Origin of the sequence: Nocardia niwae NBRC 108934 = DSM 45340, from assembly GCF_001613465.1 — a bacterium.
GTDB lineage: Bacteria > Actinomycetota > Actinomycetes > Mycobacteriales > Mycobacteriaceae > Nocardia > Nocardia niwae.
On the sequence record NZ_BDCK01000023.1, the window covers coordinates 193,420 to 211,998 of the forward strand.

21 protein-coding genes are annotated in these 18,579 nt (G+C 70.1%); 14 read left to right on the top strand and 7 right to left on the bottom strand.

Annotation, left to right across the window (positions count from 1 at the left end; translation table 11 throughout):
• The 7 genes from NNI01S_RS15855 to NNI01S_RS15885 are packed head-to-tail and all read left to right on the top strand — an operon-like array spanning position 1 to position 6,595.
• Positions 1-840 (top strand): ABC transporter permease, encoded by an 840-nt coding sequence (locus NNI01S_RS15855; RefSeq protein WP_063020860.1) that lies wholly within the window; start codon positions 1-3, stop codon positions 838-840.
• Positions 837-1,616 carry an ABC transporter ATP-binding protein gene (locus NNI01S_RS15860; protein ID WP_063020861.1) on the top strand — a complete coding sequence of 260 codons (780 nt, stop codon included), beginning with the start codon at positions 837-839 and terminating at the stop codon, positions 1,614-1,616. Before NNI01S_RS15855 ends, NNI01S_RS15860 begins: the two co-directional genes overlap by 4 nt.
• Positions 1,613-2,638 carry an ABC transporter substrate-binding protein gene (locus tag NNI01S_RS15865; protein ID WP_063020862.1) on the top strand — a complete coding sequence of 342 codons (1,026 nt, stop codon included), beginning with the start codon at positions 1,613-1,615 and terminating at the stop codon, positions 2,636-2,638. Before NNI01S_RS15860 ends, NNI01S_RS15865 begins: the two co-directional genes overlap by 4 nt.
• Positions 2,635-3,735: an LLM class flavin-dependent oxidoreductase gene (locus NNI01S_RS15870; protein ID WP_063020863.1), complete on the top strand. Its 1,101-nt coding sequence runs from the start codon at positions 2,635-2,637 to the stop codon at positions 3,733-3,735. The genes NNI01S_RS15865 and NNI01S_RS15870 overlap by 4 nt, the downstream gene beginning before the upstream one ends.
• Positions 3,732-4,901: an LLM class flavin-dependent oxidoreductase gene (locus NNI01S_RS15875; protein ID WP_063020864.1), complete on the top strand. Its 1,170-nt coding sequence runs from the start codon at positions 3,732-3,734 to the stop codon at positions 4,899-4,901. Before NNI01S_RS15870 ends, NNI01S_RS15875 begins: the two co-directional genes overlap by 4 nt.
• A 13-nt stretch (positions 4,902-4,914) precedes the next feature.
• Entirely contained in the window at positions 4,915-5,622 is a 708-nt protein-coding gene (locus tag NNI01S_RS15880) for a class II aldolase/adducin family protein (protein WP_063020865.1), read from the top strand.
• 31 nt (positions 5,623-5,653) lie between these two features.
• On the top strand, positions 5,654-6,595 hold the full coding sequence (locus tag NNI01S_RS15885) for an ABC transporter substrate-binding protein (protein WP_063020866.1): 942 nt from the start codon (positions 5,654-5,656) through the stop codon (positions 6,593-6,595).
• A gap of 64 nt (positions 6,596-6,659) precedes the next feature.
• Here the strand turns inward: NNI01S_RS15885 and NNI01S_RS34530 are convergent, their stop codons facing one another.
• Complete coding sequence (locus tag NNI01S_RS34530) at positions 6,660-6,815, bottom strand: hypothetical protein (protein ID WP_157114813.1); 156 nt, start codon at positions 6,813-6,815, stop codon at positions 6,660-6,662.
• Between the two features lie 368 nt (positions 6,816-7,183).
• Here NNI01S_RS34530 and NNI01S_RS15890 point away from each other — a divergent pair, with 368 nt between their 5' ends.
• A complete protein-coding gene (locus NNI01S_RS15890) occupies positions 7,184-7,465 on the top strand; it encodes a hypothetical protein (RefSeq protein ID WP_063020867.1) in 282 nt (93 codons plus the stop codon).
• Positions 7,466-7,561: 96 nt separating this feature from the next.
• On the opposite strand, the gene NNI01S_RS15895 is transcribed toward NNI01S_RS15890, so the two are convergent.
• On the bottom strand, positions 7,562-10,789 hold the full coding sequence (locus tag NNI01S_RS15895; protein ID WP_063020868.1) for an AfsR/SARP family transcriptional regulator: 3,228 nt from the start codon (positions 10,787-10,789) through the stop codon (positions 7,562-7,564).
• 108 nt (positions 10,790-10,897) lie between these two features.
• On the opposite strand from NNI01S_RS15895, the gene NNI01S_RS15900 reads away from it, so the two are divergent.
• Both NNI01S_RS15900 and NNI01S_RS15905 read left to right on the top strand, forming a co-directional pair.
• Positions 10,898-11,566, top strand: a complete 669-nt coding sequence (locus tag NNI01S_RS15900) for an NADPH-dependent FMN reductase (protein WP_084488845.1) — start codon at positions 10,898-10,900, stop codon at positions 11,564-11,566.
• Between the two features lie 134 nt (positions 11,567-11,700).
• A complete protein-coding gene (locus NNI01S_RS15905; protein ID WP_063020870.1) occupies positions 11,701-12,252 on the top strand; it encodes a dihydrofolate reductase family protein in 552 nt (183 codons plus the stop codon).
• A gap of 71 nt (positions 12,253-12,323) precedes the next feature.
• On the opposite strand, the gene NNI01S_RS15910 is transcribed toward NNI01S_RS15905, so the two are convergent.
• The 3 genes from NNI01S_RS15910 to NNI01S_RS15920 form a co-directional block, all read right to left on the bottom strand.
• The gene (locus NNI01S_RS15910; protein WP_157114814.1) at positions 12,324-12,566 is read right to left on the bottom strand and encodes a hypothetical protein; all 243 of its coding nucleotides are present in this window, start codon (positions 12,564-12,566) and stop codon (positions 12,324-12,326) included.
• 303 nt (positions 12,567-12,869) lie between these two features.
• Positions 12,870-13,835 (bottom strand): DUF5996 family protein, encoded by a 966-nt coding sequence (locus NNI01S_RS15915; RefSeq protein WP_281180637.1) that lies wholly within the window; start codon positions 13,833-13,835, stop codon positions 12,870-12,872.
• 225 nt (positions 13,836-14,060) lie between these two features.
• Positions 14,061-14,255: a hypothetical protein gene (locus NNI01S_RS15920; protein WP_157114815.1), complete on the bottom strand. Its 195-nt coding sequence runs from the start codon at positions 14,253-14,255 to the stop codon at positions 14,061-14,063.
• A gap of 600 nt (positions 14,256-14,855) precedes the next feature.
• On the opposite strand from NNI01S_RS15920, the gene NNI01S_RS34535 reads away from it, so the two are divergent.
• Entirely contained in the window at positions 14,856-15,017 is a 162-nt protein-coding gene (locus NNI01S_RS34535; protein ID WP_157114816.1) for a hypothetical protein, read from the top strand.
• On the top strand, positions 15,014-15,754 hold the full coding sequence (locus tag NNI01S_RS15925) for an oxygenase MpaB family protein (RefSeq protein ID WP_063020874.1): 741 nt from the start codon (positions 15,014-15,016) through the stop codon (positions 15,752-15,754). The genes NNI01S_RS34535 and NNI01S_RS15925 overlap by 4 nt, the downstream gene beginning before the upstream one ends.
• A gap of 50 nt (positions 15,755-15,804) precedes the next feature.
• Here NNI01S_RS15925 and lipB read toward each other — a convergent pair whose 3' ends face one another.
• Together lipB and NNI01S_RS35595 are read right to left on the bottom strand one after the other, a co-directional pair.
• A complete protein-coding gene (lipB, locus tag NNI01S_RS15930; protein WP_063020875.1) occupies positions 15,805-16,440 on the bottom strand; it encodes a lipoyl(octanoyl) transferase LipB in 636 nt (211 codons plus the stop codon).
• A gap of 89 nt (positions 16,441-16,529) precedes the next feature.
• Positions 16,530-17,018 carry a hypothetical protein gene (locus NNI01S_RS35595; RefSeq protein ID WP_063020876.1) on the bottom strand — a complete coding sequence of 163 codons (489 nt, stop codon included), beginning with the start codon at positions 17,016-17,018 and terminating at the stop codon, positions 16,530-16,532.
• A gap of 186 nt (positions 17,019-17,204) precedes the next feature.
• Between NNI01S_RS35595 and NNI01S_RS15940 the strand changes: the two genes are divergently transcribed.
• On the top strand, positions 17,205-17,723 hold the full coding sequence (locus NNI01S_RS15940) for a MarR family winged helix-turn-helix transcriptional regulator (RefSeq protein ID WP_063020877.1): 519 nt from the start codon (positions 17,205-17,207) through the stop codon (positions 17,721-17,723).
• Positions 17,724-17,726: 3 nt separating this feature from the next.
• Positions 17,727-18,578 (top strand): DMT family transporter, encoded by an 852-nt coding sequence (locus NNI01S_RS15945; RefSeq protein ID WP_063020878.1) that lies wholly within the window; start codon positions 17,727-17,729, stop codon positions 18,576-18,578.
• Position 18,579: the final 1 nt, after the last annotated feature.

Genomic DNA, 18,579 nt, shown 5'->3' on the forward strand with positions numbered 1-18,579 from the left:
ATGGCGGCGATCGCCGCGGCGGGGCCGGTGCCGACCGAGCTCGCCCCGCCCCGTAGCCGCGCCGGGAGGCGCAGGCCCACATGGTTTTCGGTGCCGCTGCGGTTCCTGCTTCCCGCATTGATCGTCGCGGGCTGGTGGGTGGGCTCCGCGACCGGAGCGCTCTCCGAGCGCGTGCTGGCGGGGCCGCCCGCGGTGTGGACGGCGTTCACCGAGCTGCTCGGCACCGGCCAGTTGCTCGACTTCGCGGCCGCGTCGTTCGTGCGCGCCGCCTTCGGCGTCGGCATCGGCGTGGCCATCGGGCTGACGCTCGGCCTCCTGTCGGGTCTGTCGAGTCTCGGTGAGGAACTGGTCGATTCGACGATGCAGATCCTGCGCGCGGTGCCGTTCCTGGCGCTGGTGCCGCTGTTCATCGCCTGGTTCGGCATCGACGAGCTGTACAAGGTGCTGCTCATCGCCGTCGCGACGGTGGCACCGATGTACGCCTACACGTATCTCGGCGTGCGCAACGTCGACCGCAAGATGGTCGAGGCCGCACGGAGTTTCGGGCTGACCGGCCCGCGGCTGGTGCTCGAGGTCATCCTGCCCTCGGCGCTGCCCGGCGTGCTGATGGCGCTGCGGGTGTGCCTGTCGATCAGCATCACCGGTCTGATCGCGGCCGAGCAGGTCGGCACCAGGGAAGGCGTGGGCTATCTGGTCACGCTGGCTCAGGAGTACAACCGCACCGACTACATGGTGCTGTGCGTCGTGTTGTACGCGCTGCTCGGTTTGGTCTTCGACGGGCTGGTCCGGTTGGCGGAGCGCTTCGCGATGCCCTGGCGTGGTCAGGTGGCGATCCGATGACCACCGTCACCGAACGCGGAGCCGAGGCGACCACCGCGCCCGCGGCGGAGGAACCGATCGCGGTCTCGATCACCGGCCTGCGCAAGTCGTTCGGCGCGAAGACGGTGCTCGACGGCGTGGACCTGACCATCCGCCGCGGTGAGTTCGTCGTCCTGCTCGGGCCGAGCGGCACCGGCAAGACCACCTTGCTGCGCCTGCTCACCGGCCTCGAAGCGCCGGACGCGGGACGGATACTCGTGCCGGGCCGCCGCACCACCGTCTACCAGGAACCGCGGCTGATTCCGTCGAAACGCGTGCTGGCGAACGTCATCGTGGGGCAGCGCCGTTCGCGGCACAACCGCGACGCCGGGCTGCGCGCACTGGCCGAGGTCAACCTCGACGGCAAGGCCAGGCAATGGCCCGCCACGCTCTCCGGCGGCGAGGCACAGCGCGCGGCACTGGCCCGCGCCCTCGTCCGCGAGCCCGAATTGCTGCTGCTGGACGAACCTTTCGCGGCGTTGGACGCGCTGACCCGCCTGCAGATGCAGGACCTGGTCGGCGATCTGGTCGCCCGGCATCGCCCGGCCGTGCTCATGGTGACCCACGACGTCGACGAGGCGATTCGCCTGGCCGACCGCGTACTGATCCTGGACCAGGGGCGCTTCGCCGTGGACGTCGACATCGACGTGGCCCGGCCGCGCGACCGCGCCGACCCCGAAACCTTGCGTTACCAGTCCCTTTTCCTCACGAAACTCGGCGTGGGCCGCACCACGACCGCTGCAAGGAGTGCCTCATGACCGACACCCTCTGGTACACCCGCTGCCCGGTGCCCACCGCGAGCGGGCTCGCGCACAGCCTCGGCTGGCTCGGCGACGCCGCCGCGCGAGCGGGGCTCGAGTTCGGCGTCCTCCAGGACGCGGGGCCGGAGCTGGCCGGCCACCACTTCCTGCACGACCTGTCCGGACTGATCCGCGAGGGCGGCAACGTTCCGGCCCTGGCGGCGCGCGCCCAGGGCTCGCCGACCCGGTTGATCGGCTTGACCTGGATCGACGAGGCGCAGGCAATCCTGGTCGGCCCGGAGTCCTCGGTCGGCGGGCCCGCCGAGCTGGCCGGGCTGCGCGTCGGCGTACCGGCATGGGCCCAGGACCGGGCGCGCAGCTTCCCCCGCGCGATGGCTCTGCACGGATTCGCGAACGCCCTGCGGCTCGGCGGCCACACCCTCGCCGACGTGCGCGTGGTCGAGATCGGCGTGGAGCGCGATCCGCAGGTGCGCACCGAAGTCCAGGCGAATCGCCGCGTCGTCACCTGGGGCGTCGGGGAACTGCTGCGCGGCGAGGTGGACGCCATCTACGTGAAAGGCGCCCGCGCCCAAGAGGTCGCGCGGGAGCACGGCCTGCGCGTCGCGGTGGACCTGGACGCCACCGAGGCCAAACGCTTCCGGGTGAACAACGGCACGCCGCGCCCGATCACCGTGCACTCGGATCTGCTGGAGTCGCGCCCGGAGGTGGTCGTCGAATTCCTCGCCCAGAGCCTGCGCGCCGCCGACTGGGCCGCGGGAAACCTGGCCGGTGTCCGGGACGTGCTCCAGCGGGAGACACTGTCCGGCCCGGAGGGCGTGATCGCGGCGTACGGCGAGAACTTCCACCGGGATCTGCACCCGTCGCTGTCGCAGGAGCGGATCGAGCTGATCGGCGCGCAGCAGCAATTCCTGTACGCGCACGGTTTCCTCGCCGCCGACTTCGACCTGGACTCGTGGGTCGCGCACGAGCCGCTGGCCCGGGCGAAGGAACTCGTCGCCTCGGGGAAGGTCCCCGCATGACGGAGTTCCTGTGGCGCTTGCCTTCCCGTGGGGACGGCCGCCACGCAGCCGGGAGACAACGCAATCGCGGCGGATTCGGCGGACCCGCGCCGCTGACGCCCGCGACGGACCTGCGGCCGGGACGCTTCGGCCCGTTCGACGACCTCGCCCAGATCATCGACGCCGCCGAGCTGGCCGGGCTGGACGGGGTGCTCGCCCCGTACGACCCGGATGGGGAGGAATCGTGGATCGTGGCGGGCGGTGCGCTGCGCGGCACCCGGCACTCCCGCGTCGTCGTCGAGTTCCAGCCCGCCTTCGGCACCCCGGTCTACGCGGCAAAGATCTCCGCCACCCTGCAACGCCTTTCGGGCGGACGCCTGGCCTGGCAACTGGCCGTGGACACCGATTCCGCCGACGCGAGAGCACGCGGTGATCGCGTCACCGGAGCGGACCGCTACGCCAGAGCCGCGGAGTTCCTCACCGTCGCCCGGGGCGTATGGAACGACGCCCCGGTGCCCTCGGCGGGATTCGCCGGCACCGGGTTCCACTACGAAGGCGCGTATTACGACGTGATCGACGGCGGCTTCCGCGGCATCCTGTCCGGGTTGCCGTTCCCGACGGTCTACCTGACCGGCGATTCCGCCGCCGCGCTCGAACTGTCGGCCGAACACGGCGACGTGCACGTCTTCACCGAGACCGCGGCGGGCGTCGGCACCGCGATCGCCACTCTGCGGGAGCGCGCGACCGCGGCGGGACGGACGGTGCGCGCCGGGCTGGAACTGCCGGTCGTCGCGCGGGAAACCGAGGACGAGGCCTGGGCCCGCGTCGAACGGCTGTGGCGTGAGGTGCGCCCGGACGGCCCGGACGCACGCGAACACGATCTGGGCGACGGACGCTGGACCGGATTCGCCGACCTCGGCTACGCCGCCACCATCGGCCTCGTCGGCAGTTACGACCAAGTGGCGCAGCGCCTTTCGTCCTACGCCGAAGCGGGTGTCGACAGCGTTGTGCTGGCGGGGCACCCGCACATCGAGGAACTGCACCGCGTGGGCGAGCATCTGTTGTTCCTCGCCGACCCGGTCGCCCGAACGCTGACCGCGCAGGAGGCAACCGCATGACCATCGACATCTACTGGCGCATCGGCATGGAGGGCGACCACGCGTCGCTGCGCACGCCGCGCCGTTACAACCGCGGCCACGCCAACGGCTACGGACCGGGCAATATCGCCCCCGCCATCCGTGGCGGCGCCCTCGACGGCTACGGCTACATCGACCACATGGCGGCCGTGGCGAAGGCCTCGGAATCGGCCGGTTTCCTCGGCGGCCTACTGCCGTCGTTCCCGGTGACCGACGATCCGTGGGCGGTCGCGGCTGCGCTGGCCAGGGAGACCACCACCTACCGCTTCATGGTCGCCTTCCAGCCCGGCTTCCTGCATCCGGTGCAGGCGGCGCGGATGTCGGCGAGCCTGCAGCGGGCGACCGGCGGCAGGCTGGTCTACAACATCATCAGCGGCGGCGGCGGACCCGCTCAGCTGTGGTGGGGCGACAAGGTCGCCCACGACGATCGCTACGCCCGCACCAGCGAGTTCCTCGACGTGCTGCGGGGCGTGTGGGACGGCGACCCCTACGACCACGACGGCCGGTTCTTCCGGACCGAGGGCGCCGCGCTCGCCCCGGGCATGGCCGGGCAGCCGTTCCCCGAGGTGTATTTCTCCGGGTCCTCGGCCGCCGCGGTGCGGGCCGCGGGCAGGCACGCCGACTACTACCTGTCCTGGCTGGAGCCGTTCGCCGACCTGCGCGCCAAGTTCGACGGTGTGCGCGCCAACGCCGAAAACATCGGCCGCACACCGAAATTCGCTGTACGTATCGACATCTTGGCTCGGCACACAGAGGAGGCGGCCTGGGCGGAGATCGAGAAGGGCTGGGCTTTCGTCGACCGTGGCGCCGCCGAGCGGGCCGCCAAGGGCGATTCCGTCGGCGCCGCCCGCATCCAGGGGTGGGTGCCGGAGACCATCACCGGCTACCGCGACCTGGAAGTCCAGCCCAATGTCTGGTGCGGCTTCAGCCTGATCCGGGGCGGCCCGGCATTCGGCCTGGTCGGCAGCTACGAGCAGGTGGCGCAGCGGCTCGACGAGCTGGTCGAACTCGGCGTCGACGCGTTCATCCTCGCGGGCAACCCGCATCTGGAGGAGGCCTACCGCGTCGGCGAAGAGGTGCTCCCGCTGCTCGGCCGATCCCGGCTCACCGCGGCGGCCCCCGCCGCATCCCTTTCCCCCGCACGATGATTCAGGAGAAGCCATGACCACCACCGAGACCCGGCTGCCGGAGTCCGTCACCACTTTCGTCGCCGCCGCGACCCGCGACGCCGAGAAGGCCTTCCGGGTGTTCCGGGAGACCGGCACCGTATCCGGCAACGGCACCGTCAACTTCGTCGAGCGCGTTCCCGGCGCGGAGATCGCCGTCGCCTTGAACGAACCGGGTCCGTGGGCCGACGACCGCGCCGTCGCGCCGGTGATCGCCACCTTCGACGGCGAGGTGGTGTCCGGTACGGGCTCCGCCGGGTTCGTCACCGGTTACGCCAAGGTGTTCCGCGCGCATCCGGAGATCACCTCCGTGGTGCACATCCACACCCCGTGGCTGGGCGGGTGGGCGCAGACCCATCGCACGCTCCCCATCCGTTACGCGGCCGCGCAGCGGCTCACCCTGTCCAGGGCCATCCCGCCGCACATCGACCGCAGCGTCGGCGCGGGCGAATTCATCCTGTCCACGCTGGTCGAGGACCCGGACCTGGTCGCGATCTTCGAGGCCAACGGCGGCGCGAACGTCATCGGCCGCGCGGGGCTGCTGGAGCTGGCGAAGTTCGTCGTGCTGCTCGAGGAGGGCGCGCAGTATCAGGCGATCGCCGAAACCCTCGGCGGCTCGGTGGAATTCGATCCGTCCAACCTCGCGGCGCAGTGGGGCCGCACCGGCCTCGCGGACGAGGCCCGCCGCCGCGGCCTGATCTGACCGGCACCCCTATCCGAATCGAGGAGCGATCATGACCATTCGCGTCGGCTACTTCCCGCACAACAATTCCCTGTTCGTCCTGCGCCACCGCGGCATCCTGGAGAACCTGTTGCCCGACGTGGACTGGGTCGACCTGCGCGACCTGCCCCGCCCGGCGCCGGTCGACCCGAGGTCGGGACTGCCGTCGCTGCACTCCGATCATCTGTTCGAGGGCGGCTACGATTTCATCGGCACAGGCTTCACCCCGCCGGTGACGGCGCTGGCCAACGGGCGCGACATCGTCTACGTCGGCATCTCCGGGCCGCGGGTGGAGAACGGCCGCCTGGTCACCAAAGCCGATTCCGGCATCGAGACTGTGCTGGATCTGAAGGGTAAGCGGGTCGGCATCGCCCACGGTTCCTGGCAGACCACCCTCGCCCTGCTGGCGCTGGACCGCGCGGGCCTGGCCTGGAAGGACATCGAGCCGGTGGACATCGACGTGCACGACGGCGGCGCGGCGCTGCTGCGCGGCGACCTGGACGCCTGGGTCGGCGCGTACCCGGGCCTGGCCACGATCGAGGCGGCCGCCGAACTGCGGACGCTCGTGGACACCGAGTCGCTGTTCAGCCACCCCTCGCTGTGGTTCACCCGCCGGGACTTCGCCGAAGGCGACCCCGCGGCGCTCACGGCGATCATCACCGCTTTGCAGCAATCGGACGCCTGGATCAAGGACAACCCGCGCGCGGCCGCGCAATACTTCGTCGACGACGTCACAGCCCGCGGCGCAACCGCGAGCCTGGACGCGTGGGAAGCCGCGCTGCGCGGCAGGCCCTTCGGCATCGAGCCCGTTTCCGAGGAATTCCTCGACGAGCAGCAGCACGCGGCCGATCTGCTGGCCGCCAACGGCCTGCTGCCCCGGACGGTGCGGGTACGGGACGCGGTGCTGCCGTGGATCGGCGAGACGGTGACGGCGAAATCCGGCGTAACGGTCTGATGGGATGAACGGCGGGCCGGGGCGACGAAGGATCCCCGGCCCGTCCGGCATGTTCGAGGAAATGTCAGCGCGGCGAGATATTCGGCCGGCCGCCGTGTCTTTCGGTGGCGCGCAGCTCGCACCAATAGGCTGCGAAAACAGTGGCGTAGCCGGCGACGATGGCCGTCGCGGTGACGATCAACAGCGTGATGAGCAGTGGAATCAAGAAAGCGGTGTGCATTATGCCCTCCCCGCGGTCACGGTGATCTCAGCGGAAGGTTCGGCGCCGCACTGCACCGACATGTCGGTCCCGCACCTAGTGAAATCCTAGAGGTCGCAGCCTCGTCCGGCAGGGCCGGCGGCTGTGAGTTCGATCATGCGCGGCGCGGTGTGTCGCGGGGAATACATTCCCGCCGTGCGGTTCAATTGATCTTGTCACGACTTTCCCGCGATCGTCCGGAAAGCGGGACACGACACGGGACCGCCGGATCGGCGGCCGTGGGCGTCGCAGTGCCCGTCGCGCGCCGGACTTCCTCGGTGGCGCGGTTCTTTCGCTCGTATCTGTCTCCGGCATCACCTCGGCATGCGAAAAGGAGCACGAACGTGAGCATGATTCTCGCCGCGCTGCACGACACCGTGATCGCGCAGCAGTTCGAAAATCCGACCGCGGAAGAGCCGCCGCTCGCGGACAAACTGATGCAGATGGGCCGTTACTTCACCTGGTTGGTGCAGTTGTCCGGAATCACGGCGATCACCTACGGCGGCGGCCGGTTCGCGTGGGAGAAATGGAACGGCGGCAGTCTCCAGTCGCCGAAGATGGTCGCCAGCGCGATGGCCGGTGGCGCGGTCGCGACCAGCGCGGGCACGATCATGAACGCGATCATCGGCTGAGCTCCCGCTCGGATTCATGACCCACCGGCTCGACGTCCACCGTCGGGCCGGTGTCTTTCCCGAACCGCCACCTCGCGGCGGCGCCGCACGTGTGCGTCAAGGGGCGGCGATTCCGAGTACGGCCTCGGCTGCCAGGTCACGCGCCTCGACGGGAGCCGATCGTGTTCCCGCGATGTGGTGCTCGGCGAAAGCGCGCTCGCCGAGTGCCGCGATGGCGAGGTTCGCCGGACGATCGATGTCGGGGCGTTCGGCGGGCAGCAGCGCGATGCCGTTGGCTTCGCGCACCGCGGCGGCGGCGCCGAGCAGCCGGGCCGCGGCCTCCGGCAGGTCCAGTGCGGCCAGCGCCGAGGCGAGCGCGGCCAAAGCGAAGGCGGTATCGCGGGGCGCGCCGATGCGCTGTGCGCCGTCGAACGCGGTCAGGAACAACTCGCACGCGGTGCCGAGGTCGCCACGCTGCTCCACGATGTAACCCAGCTCGACCTGCAGCATCGGCAGGAACAGCGGAGTCTCGTCGCCCGCGGCCGAGGGCAGCGCCAGCAACTCGCGCAGGATACGTTCCGCCGCGTCGGCTCGGCCGTCACGCCGCGCGACGAACGCGAGCACGATCGAGGCGAACAGCCGGCCGGGTTCGTACCCGTGCTCGGCCGCGATGCGCTGCGCCTGTTCGCCGAGTGCCCGCGCCCGGTCGAACTCGGTGTGCTGCATGGCGATCCAGCTCAGCCAGCACAGGTGTGTGCACGCTTGCCCCCACAGTTCCAGCTCCTGCGCGAGACCGAGCGCTTCGGCGTGGATGTCGGTGGCGGAAGCCAGTTCACCGGTGAGTTCGGCCAGCCCGCCGAGCCACTCGGCGGCCTGGAGCCGGCCCCAGCGGTCGTCGAGTTCGGCGAACAGCCGCGCGGCCGTGCGCGCGTGCCGTTCCAGTGCCGGGAGGTCGACGCGATTGTGCGCCGCCTTGGCCAGCGCCACATGCGCGGACGCCACGCCCCAGCGGTCGCCGAGCTCCTCGCAGACCGGAAGCGCCTTGCGCAGCAGCGCTTCCAGCTCGAGCACGTCGCCGGACTCCAGCGCGGAGAACCCGAGGAACAGTTCGGCGCGCGCCCGCCCGGCCGGATCGTCCACCGTGTCGTACAAGGCGAACACCGCTGCGCGCTCGGCGGGTCCGTCTCCGAATTCACCTTGCTGGAAGGCGAATCCGACACTCCACGCCGATGCCCGCGCCCGGTGGCGCGGCGAGCCGCCCAGCGCCAGCGCCGCGTCCAGCCAGCGCCGCGCCTCGGTCAGCCGCCCGCGCAGCTGCCAGTACCAGGCGAGCGCGTTCACCATCCGCAGCGCTCGATCCGCGTCCCCCGCGTGCAGGAAACCGTCCAGCGCCGCGCGCAGATCGGCCGAGTCGTCGTCCAGCCGCCGTAACCAGCGACGCTGGTCGGCGCCGTACAGCTCGGGCTCGGCACGCTCGGCCCGCCGCAGGTGGTATCGATGGTGGGCCAGGTGCACCGCGTCGGACTCGCCCGCCTCGGCCAGCCGATCGAGACTGAACGCGGCGACCGATTCCAGCAAGCGGTAGCGGCGCCCGGCCGGGTGCACCAGCGACCGGTCGACCAGCCTGCCGACGACGTCGGCGATCATCGACGCGTCCACGGCCGGATCGTCGCCCGCGGAACAGACCGCCTCCGCGGCCGCCAAGGTGCACCCGCCCGCGTGCACCGCGAGCCTGCGCAACACCGCCTGCTCGGTGTCATCCAGCAGTCCCCAGCTCCAGTCGATCATCGCCGCGAGGGTCTGCTGCCGCGGTGGCACGCCGCGATGCCCGGTGGCCAGCAACTTGAACCGGTCATCGAGCCGGGCGACGATCTCGTGCACCCCCAGCGCGCGCACCCGGGTGGCGGCCAGTTCCAAGGCGAGCGGTATGCCGTCGAGCCTGCGGCACAGCGTTACGACCGGCGCGGCGGTGTCGGCGTCGAGCGCGAAATCGCGGTCGCCCGCACGGGCTCGCGCCACGAACAGGCGCACCGCCCCTGTTCGGGCGATGTCGTCGAGCGCCGCGTCCCGGGCGGGCACCTCCAGCGGTTGCAGCGCGACGACGTCTTCGCCGGGCAGTCGCAGCGGCTCCCGGCTGGTGGCCAGGATGCGCAGCCCGGGGGCCGCGCCCAGCAGTTCCTCGGCCAGGTCGGCGGCGCGATCTATCACGTGCTCGCAGTTGTCCAGCACCAGTAGCAGTTCCTGGTCGGCCAGCGCCTCGCACAACACCGCGGTCGGGTCGGCGCCGTCCGCGGCACGGATGCCGAGCACACCGGCCACGGCGTCCGCCAGAAACGTCGCGCCATCGGTCGTGGTCGGTTGCAGCGCGGCCAGTTCCACCAGCCAGGTGCCGTTGCCGAAGCGGTGGGTCAGCGCCGCCGCGGCGGCGAGCGACAGGCGCGTCTTGCCCACCCCGCCGGGACCGGTCAGCGTGACCAGCCGGGCGTTGCCGACGGCGTCGCGCAACTGCGCGAGGTCGGCGTCGCGACCGATCAACTCCGTGCGCTGCGCCGGGATGTTCGAGTTGCGCCGCCGGACCACCACGGTTTCCGGTGGCTGTGCGGCGCAGGGCAGCTCCTGTGCCAGCATCGCGCGCTGCAACCCGGCCAGCTCCGGGCTGGGATCGATGCCGAGTTCGTCGGCGAGGTGCCTGCGCAGCTGCTCGTAGCCGTCCAGTGCCTCGGCCTGTCTTCCCGCGCCGTACAGCGCGCGCAGGTGAGCGGCACGGAGCCGCTCGCGCAGCGGGTGCGCCGCCACGTACGCGGTGAGCTCGCCGGCGACCTCCCGGTAGTCGCCCAGCGACAGCCGCGTTTCGGCCAGCTCCTCCACCGCCACCAAACGCTGCTCCTCGAGCTGGGCGATGGCGGGCTGGGCGAACGGTGCGTCCCGGAAATCGGCGAACGCGGGACCGCGCCAGAGGGCGAGCGCCGCGGTGAGGGCGTCGACCCGCTCGGCCGCATCGGTCGCCGAGCGAGCGGAGGCCATCAACGCGCGGAATTCCTGCGCGTCGATGTCGGCGGTGGCCAGCCGGTACCCCGGTGGCGGCGAGACCACCAGGTCCCGACCCCCGGGTTCGGCGTCTTCGAACGTCCTGCGCAGCTGCGAGGCCTTGGCCGCCAGCGTGCCCGCCGGATTGCCGGGCGGGCCGTCGGTCCAGATGTCGTCGATCAGCCGGTCGCCGGGCACCGGTTGGCCCGGGGTGACCAGCAAATCGGCCAGTAGCGCCCGCACCTTGGCCCCCGGAATCGGCACCACGGCGCCCATGTCCGTCCAGGCCGTCAACGGACCGAGCACCCCGAAACGCATGGCCGCAGCCTATGCCAGTGGCGCCGGAAGCCGACCGCAAACAAATCGGAAGGTGGTGCGCTCACAGTGGGAACGCCGGACACCGAACTCGCGGAGAGAGAGCCCGACATGAAACCCACTACCGCTACACCCCGGACCGGTGCCGGCACAGGCGCAGTCGAGCAGACGCACACCGCCTGCGAGGACCTTGCGTCGACTTCCTCCGGGCCGGTGCGGGTGGCGTTGATCGTGGGCAGCACCCGCACCGGCCGTTTCGGTCCCACGGTGGCGGACTGGTTCGCCGGACGGCTCGAACGACGCCGAGTGGACCTGGACCGGATCGATCTCGCGGCGACCGGGCTGCCCGATCGGCTGACCGATCCGGACGAGCCGCTCCCGCCCGCCGTCCGCGTTCTCGGCGTGCGGCTGGACGCCGCGGACGCGTTCGTCGTGGTCACTCCGGAGTACAACCGCAGCTTCCCGGCCGCGGTGAAGCACGCCATCGACTGGTTCGGCACGGAGTGGGCCGCCAAACCGGTCACGGTGGTGGGGTACGGCGGCGACGTCGACGGCGGTCACGCCGCCGCCCAGTTGCGGCCGGTATTCGGCGAGCTGAACGCCGTCCTCATCCGGCGTACCGTGACCATCACCAAGGCCTGGCAGCGCTTCGCGAGCGATGGCAGCTGGCCACGGCGCGACGCGGAATTGGACGAGACGGTCGACGCCGCCGTCGACCAGCTCTTGTGGTGGGCGCGCGCCTTGCGCGCGGCACGGGCCGAGACGCCGTTCGTGCGGTAGAAAGCAACCGCGAATCATGTCGGTGCGCCGGTGACGGACCGACCGTAAACAAATCGTAAGGCGGTGCCAGCAGAGTCGTTCTCGACAGCGAGACCGGCCGCACCCGGCGACCGCCGTACCGGAAAGGAAAACTGATGGGCACCATCGCAGTGCACGAATTCATCGCTCTCGACGGGGTGTTCGAGGATCCGTCCTGGACCTTCGAGTACGGGTTCGACCCGAAGATGGGGGAGACCCTCGGGGCGATCACCTCGGCGTCGAAGGCGATCCTGCTGGGCCGCACCACCTTCGAGATGTTCGCCCCGGCCTGGTCGACCCGCACCGCCGAGGACGACCCGGGCGCGCCGTTCTTCAACGACACGATCAAGTATGTGGTAGGTGCGCGGGAGCCGCAGGCGGAGTGGGCCAACAGCACCCGTCTGGGCGCTTACGACGCGGATGTCATCCGCAAGCTGAAGGACGAGATCGACGGCGCCATCTACGTCAGCGGCAGCGGCACGCTGGTGCGGGCGCTGCTCGCGGACGGCTTGGTCGACGACCTGCACCTGTTCGTGTACCCGATCGCGCTCGGCAAGGGCAAGCGGCTGTGGAGCGACGGCGTCGACGCCACCGAGCTCGCGCTCAAACAACAGGAGGTCTACGCCAACGGCGTCGTCCACTTGGACTACGGTCCGGCCGCGGCCTGATGCCACGCGGAAGGGCGGCCCGTTCGGGCCGCCCTGGAGATCCGGCTCGCCGCGGGGGCGAGTGATCCGGGTCAGCGTCCTCCGGTGCAGTAGCCCTCGGGGGTGTACTGGCACGGACGCTCGTTGCGACCGTGGTAGCCACCGTGGTTGCTGCTCCTGGCGCGCTCGCCCACTCCGGAACCGCGCTTGTCGGCGGGGTTGTGGGAGTAGCGGTCCGCTGTGGTGGTCACCGAGGGTTCGGGCGCAGCGACCGCCGCCGCTGTGAAGACCGCCCCACCGATCAGCGCCGAGGCCACCACTCGACGCACTGTCACGCGATTGCTCGTGTTGTGCATTAGATTAATCCCGTCCATTAACGTGCCGTCATATAACGATACATTGATTGATGAGACGATGGCGCCGATCACTCCCATGAGTGGGAAGATGCCGCTCTGACCAGCGGTGATCCGGCGGGGCGGTTGCCGACCCGATCTTGCCCTGTACAACGTGCCGTTGTTCAGGTAACCCACGCCGCGTGCGTCTCAAACATGAGTGCGCGTCGTACGCACACGGGAGGCTCATCCGCCGCTGGATCGAACGCGTGCGGCCCCCGCCCATCGCTCACGCGGCGGAGCGGGTCACCTTCGTGGCTGGTAACGATGGTGCGACCCGCGTTCGTGCCGCCAGCGGTCCGGGTCGGCCTCCAGTGCGGCGCGGTCCCAGTGGCCGAGTTCGGCGGCCGCCGCGTAGGTCGTATCGAGGAACTCGAGCAGCGCACGCTCGGGCGCCGCGGACGTGCGTACTGCCTCGTAGGGGAGGAGGAACTGGCCGTTCTCCCTGCTGTAGAACGCTTCTCGCGGACCGACTCGGTACTCGGCGAATCCCTCGGGCTCCGGGTAGGCGTAGGCGTAGAAGGCGCCTTCCGCCCCGCCGCCCGGCCAGAAGCCGCAACTGCTCAGTTCGTGCGAGTAGCCCTCGACCATGACCCAGTCGCCGCAGTTGGGCGCGCCACCCGGGTGTCGCGGAGCCGCCCGGCCGGAGAATCGGGTGCACGCCAAATCCATCGCTCCCCAGAAGAAGTGCACCGGGCTCACTTTGCCGATGAAGCGTGAGCGGAACTCGTGCATGACGCGATCGGCGGCGAGCAGTTGCCGCCAGAACAACGTGGCGGCTGCCGCGTCGTAGGAGCGATGCTCGTAGTCCTCGGCGAACGGGATGGCGGGTTCGACCTCGTTGGGACTGGCCTGGATCCGCACCGGAATGCCGAGTTCCTCCAGCGCCTCGACGGTTTCGGCGTAGAAGGCGGCGACCGGCTTGGGTTCGAGCGCGACCTGCCGGGTGCGGCCGTCGCTGGACCGGATGTGCAGCCGATGATCGAGGAAATCGAATTCGATGTCGAAACACCCCGCCGGGTGTGGGATGGCGGAGGTGGTCAGACCCCTCGGGCTGACGTAGAAGGTGACCTGCCACCAATGGTTGACCAGCGGAGCGTGCGAGAGCCGGACTTTGCCGATGATCTGCGTCCACATGTGCAGCGTCTCTCGCGTTGGCGTCCAATCGTCCACCCGCAACGCCGGCCACGGCCCGGTCGTAGCTTCTGTCACTGCCGCACCTCCGTCTTGTTCGGGGTTCTCGGTGCCAGTGTCGTGCGCAGCGCCCGCGAAGGCCCAGCGTGTTGCTCGTATTTCGCACCGTACCTGGTGCGCGGGCACTCGGAAGCGCGACATGCGACAGGGATAGCAACTCTCCGGCAACATTACTCGCTTCGCGGCGGGCCGATCAGCTCGACGGATGCGGCGGGAAGGCCTGCCGCGCGGCCGGCGGACGCGTCAGCGCCGGCGCGGCCACCTGTCGTCCCCGGGCGGCATGCTCGCCAACGGCAGCGCGACGCCCCTCTCGGCGGCCCGGGTTCTCCGGCGGGAATCGGGATCCCACACCATTGCCGCGGCCGCACCGCCGAGCAGAACCACGACGATGCCGACGATCGCCACCCACAGCAGTACCACCGTTATTTCTCCAGTCATCCCCGTCCGCTCCATATGGCGCGTTATCCCCAGGCGGACAATTACTTTCGCGATTGCGAGCATTCTTCCCACGCCGGGCGACCAGCGCGAATCGACGCGCGGATTCTGTGCTGTGCCAGCATCGCGGGTATCTGCGTTTGGGATACGTCTGGTAACGCATAATGCCGCCTACGGAGGGTGGCGCCCCGACGCGGGGCTGGAGTCCCAGCCGGCTTCCGTTGGCGTCGCCCGGGCGGCGGGAATTTGCTGTGACCTGCGGTTGTGGTCCGCGTCACAGATAGTCGCAACCGACCAGCTCGCGGCCTTGATGGCCGGTCGTTCAGTGCATCGGGCATCTCGTCCGAGTTGACTCTGTGAGAGAGTGAAACTTAGTCTCTCTCATGTTCTCGGAGGTATGCGAGGGAGCCCTCAAAATGACACGGAAAGTGTTGTATGGCAACGAAATTCGCGGTTCTGGGACAATCGGGCAGCATCTCGGCAGGGCTCGTGCGCAGCTGGGCAGCCTGCTCGGCGGCATGGTGAAGCATCGCTCCGAGCGGACGCGGCTGTGGACCACCGACGGTCGCGAGTTCCTCAATTGCGGCGGCTACGGAGTTTTCGGTGGCGGTGCGCGGAAGCGGCATCCCGTACACCATCGTCCTCGACGCCGCCCTCGTGCGCACGGTCCTCGTTCCCGCCGCCATGCGCATAGCGGGCACCGGCGACTGGTGGATTCCGCGCAGGCTGGCCCCGGTCGTCGCGCGGGTAAGGCTGCGTGAATGAAATCCACTCCGCTGGAACGGGATTCCCTGCTCGGTCGCTATCTCGGCGACCGCCGTTTCGCCCTGACCTTGCCCCGCGCGGTCGGATTGCAGATCCTGCACCCGTCGGTCGCGGCGGCCATCGTCGCGCACGCGCCGAGCAGTTTGTGGGCGCACAAGAAGCGGACCGTGTCGCGGATGATCTACCTCGCGTACACGCTGTGCGATCCGCACCCGGCGATCCTGTACGGGCACGGGGTGGTGCACGGGGTCGACAGCCGGGGCAGGCGTTACAGCGGCTTGACCCCAGAGCTGTTCTTCTTCCAGCACGCCACCTACGTCGACACCCTCTTCGCGGCCATCGAAACGTTTATTCGCCCATTGGATCTCGACGAGAAGAAGACGCTCTACGCCGAATGCTGTGAGTGGTACCGGCGCTACGGGATCTCGGCGCGGCACATGCCGGGAACCTGGGCGGACTTCCAGGATTACCTGGCCGCCGTGTGCGCCACCGAACTCGTCGTCACCCCGGACGGGGACAGGCTCGCGCCGGAACTGCTGCGTCCGGACGCCTGGGTGCCCCGCGCGCTTCCCGACTTCGCGGTGCGGACCCTGCTGCACGAGCGAACCCGGGAACTGCTCGATATCCGTTTGCGGCCCACGGATCGGGCCGCGACCGCCGCCTACGCGAACGTCGTGAAAACGAGCATGCGCGCCTTGACGCCGCGGGCGCGCCTGGTGCCGGCGGCGCGCGCCTGACGCGGGCGAGCGTGCTGCAAGAGATCCTGTGATCGCGGCGCGCCGACCGATCAGCCGGCCTCGAACGCGGCGGCGACGATCGGGCGCACCTGGTCCATGGTGGCTGCCCCGGTCTCGCGCGCCACGGAGGTCATGTCGACGTCGGGAAGCCCGCAGGCGACGGCCCAGTGCCACGGTTCGAGATCGCCGTTCACGTTCAGCGCGAAGCCGTGGCTGGTGATCCCGCGGCTCTGGCGCATCCCGATGGAGACGATCTTGCGGGCGGTGCGGGTGGTCCACACCCCGGTGAGCAGTTCCGAGCCGGGCGGGGTGTCGCGGCGTTCCGCGAGGACGTTCATGTGGCCGAGTGCCTCGATCAGGCGGAACTCGACCTCCCGGATGTAGTCGACCACGCCCTCGCCGGAGTCGAGCCGGACGATGAGATAACCGACCAGCTGGCCGGGGCCGTGATAGGTGAGCTGGCCCCCGCGGGTGGTTTCCACGACCGGAATGTGGTGGGCCGGATCGGGCAGGTGATCGAGCGGCGTCCTGCGCCCGATGGTGTAGACCGGCGGATGGCTCAGCAGCCACAACGTATCCGGCCGTGCGCCGCTGTGGCGTTCTTCGACCAATTCGCCCATGCGTTCCATGGCCTTGTCGTAGTCGACGAGATCGTCCTGGATCAGAGTCAGCGGCCGGGATCGCATGCTTCGACGATATCGCTCTCGGCCGGATGGCCGGGATTCCGCTCGGCGGCCCCGCCCTCGTGACGCGGATGGTGCCGTGCGGTCGGTGACTAGGGCGTGGTCGGCAACCCCGGCTGTGGCTCGGTCGCCGCGGCGCGGCGCTTGGCGGCGAACGGCAGCGCCAGCATGTACAGGCCGGAGAACAGCAGCGCGGCGAGCGGGAAAAGCGGCAGGTAGGACACCCAGACGATCGGATCCTCGGGCGCCAAGGCGACGAATGTGGCGAGGACGGTCACGAGGAATACGATGCCCGACCAGCGGTGCAGCCGCCGCACCCGCGGTGCGTTCCCCGACGCACGCGCGACCTGGATCCGCCGGGGCGAGGTGGCCGTGGCCGCCCGGTCACGCCGTGTCGTCCGGTAGAACAAGACGAGCAGTCCGAGCCCGGAGAACAGCAGCAGGGCCAGCGGGGGAAGCGGTATGTAGGACATCCAGACCGGACCCTGCAGAGCCAGGACGGCGACGGTGAAGATCAAGATCACCGTGAAGAGGACGGCCAGCCACCGGTGTGTCTGCCGGATCCGCTTGTTCCAATTCATGAGTTCTCCTCTTCGTCTGGGTAACTCCCGGTGATCCGCCGGGTGGGCGTCGGTGGTGAAGACGCTAGCCAGGTCCGGTGATCAGTACTTCTCGATTCCTGATCGGTCCGCAGGAGCCGCGACGGCGCGTCGCTTCCGGCTGCGGAGGGTTGACAGCCGCCCGCTGGTCGATGTTATGCATGAGTCATGCATGATGATCGGCTGGCGAACCTGCTCGGCGCGGCGGCGCTCGCGATCAACGATGTGATGCTCGCCGAGGTGCACAGTGCCGGTGCGGTCAGCAGCAGTGGCGCGGGCGCCCTGGTGACGCTCGCGCAATCGCCGGGAATCAGCGTGACCGAACTGGGCAGACGAGTCGGCCTGACGCAGTCCGCGGCCGCCCGGATGGTCGAGGCGCTGGAGGCCGCCGGGCTGGCCCGCCGCTCGCCGGGCGCCGGGCGGACGGTGGAAGTGCGCTTGACCTCGACCGGCAGTGCAACCGCCCGCAGTATCAGCGCCGCTCGTGCCCGGCCGTTGACCGAGCTGGTGTCCGCACTCGACGCTAAAGAACGCAACACTTTGACGGAGCTGCTGGACAAGCTGCTCGCCCGGCTGTACAGGGAGATCGGCAGTGCGGATCTGTTGTGCCGGCTGTGCGACCGCGCCTGCTGCACGCGATCCGCGGTGTGTCCGGTGGGCCGGGCCGAACGGGAGGGGCGGGCCTGACCGATGGGCACATTGCTGGCACTGGTCTCCGCGGTGAGCTACGGCCTGTCGGATTTCCTGGGCGGAATCGCGTCCCGCCGCGTCGGATTCGCGCGTGTCGCGCTGCTCGGTCAGCTCGGCGGGCTCGCCGTCACCGTCCTCGCCGCGCCGCTGGTCTCCCGGGGTGCGCCCGAAGCGGCCGATCTCGCGTGGGGAGCGCTATCCGGAGTGGGCACCGGTATCGCCATGACATTCCTGTTCCGCGGGATCGGTCGCGGAGCGATGTCGGTGGTCGTCCCGGTCAGCGCCGTGGGCGGTGTCGCGCTGCCGGTCCTGATCGGAACCGTGGTGCTCGGTCAGCATCCGGCGCTGTCGGCGTGGGCCGGGATCGCGGTCGCCTTGCCCGCGCTGTGGTTGGTCGCGGGCGGCGCCACCGGCACCGGTCCGATCGCGGGAGGCGCCGTCGGCGACGGACTGATCGCCAGTGCCGGCATCGCCGTGCAGTATCTCGCGCTGGCGCGGGCAGGTCCGGCCTCCGGCATCTGGCCGGTGACCGCGGGCCGGGCGGCGGCCGTGGTTCTCGTCGCCCTGCTCGCCTGGAAGCTCGCCGCCGGAACGGGGGAGACCGCAGCGGTTTCGCGTCATCGGGCCGAGTGCACCGCTGTGTGCTCCGGCGTCCTCGCCGCCGCCGCGCTGGTGTCCTACCTGTACGCCACCCGCACCGAATACCTGGCCGTGGCAGTCGTGTTGTCGTCGCTGTATCCGATCGTCCCGGTCGTCCTGGGCGTGTCGGCGCTGAAAGAGGAAGTGCGCCACAGCCAGATCGTCGGGCTGGTGGTCGCCTTGGCGGCCAGCACCGTCATCGCCACATCGTGAC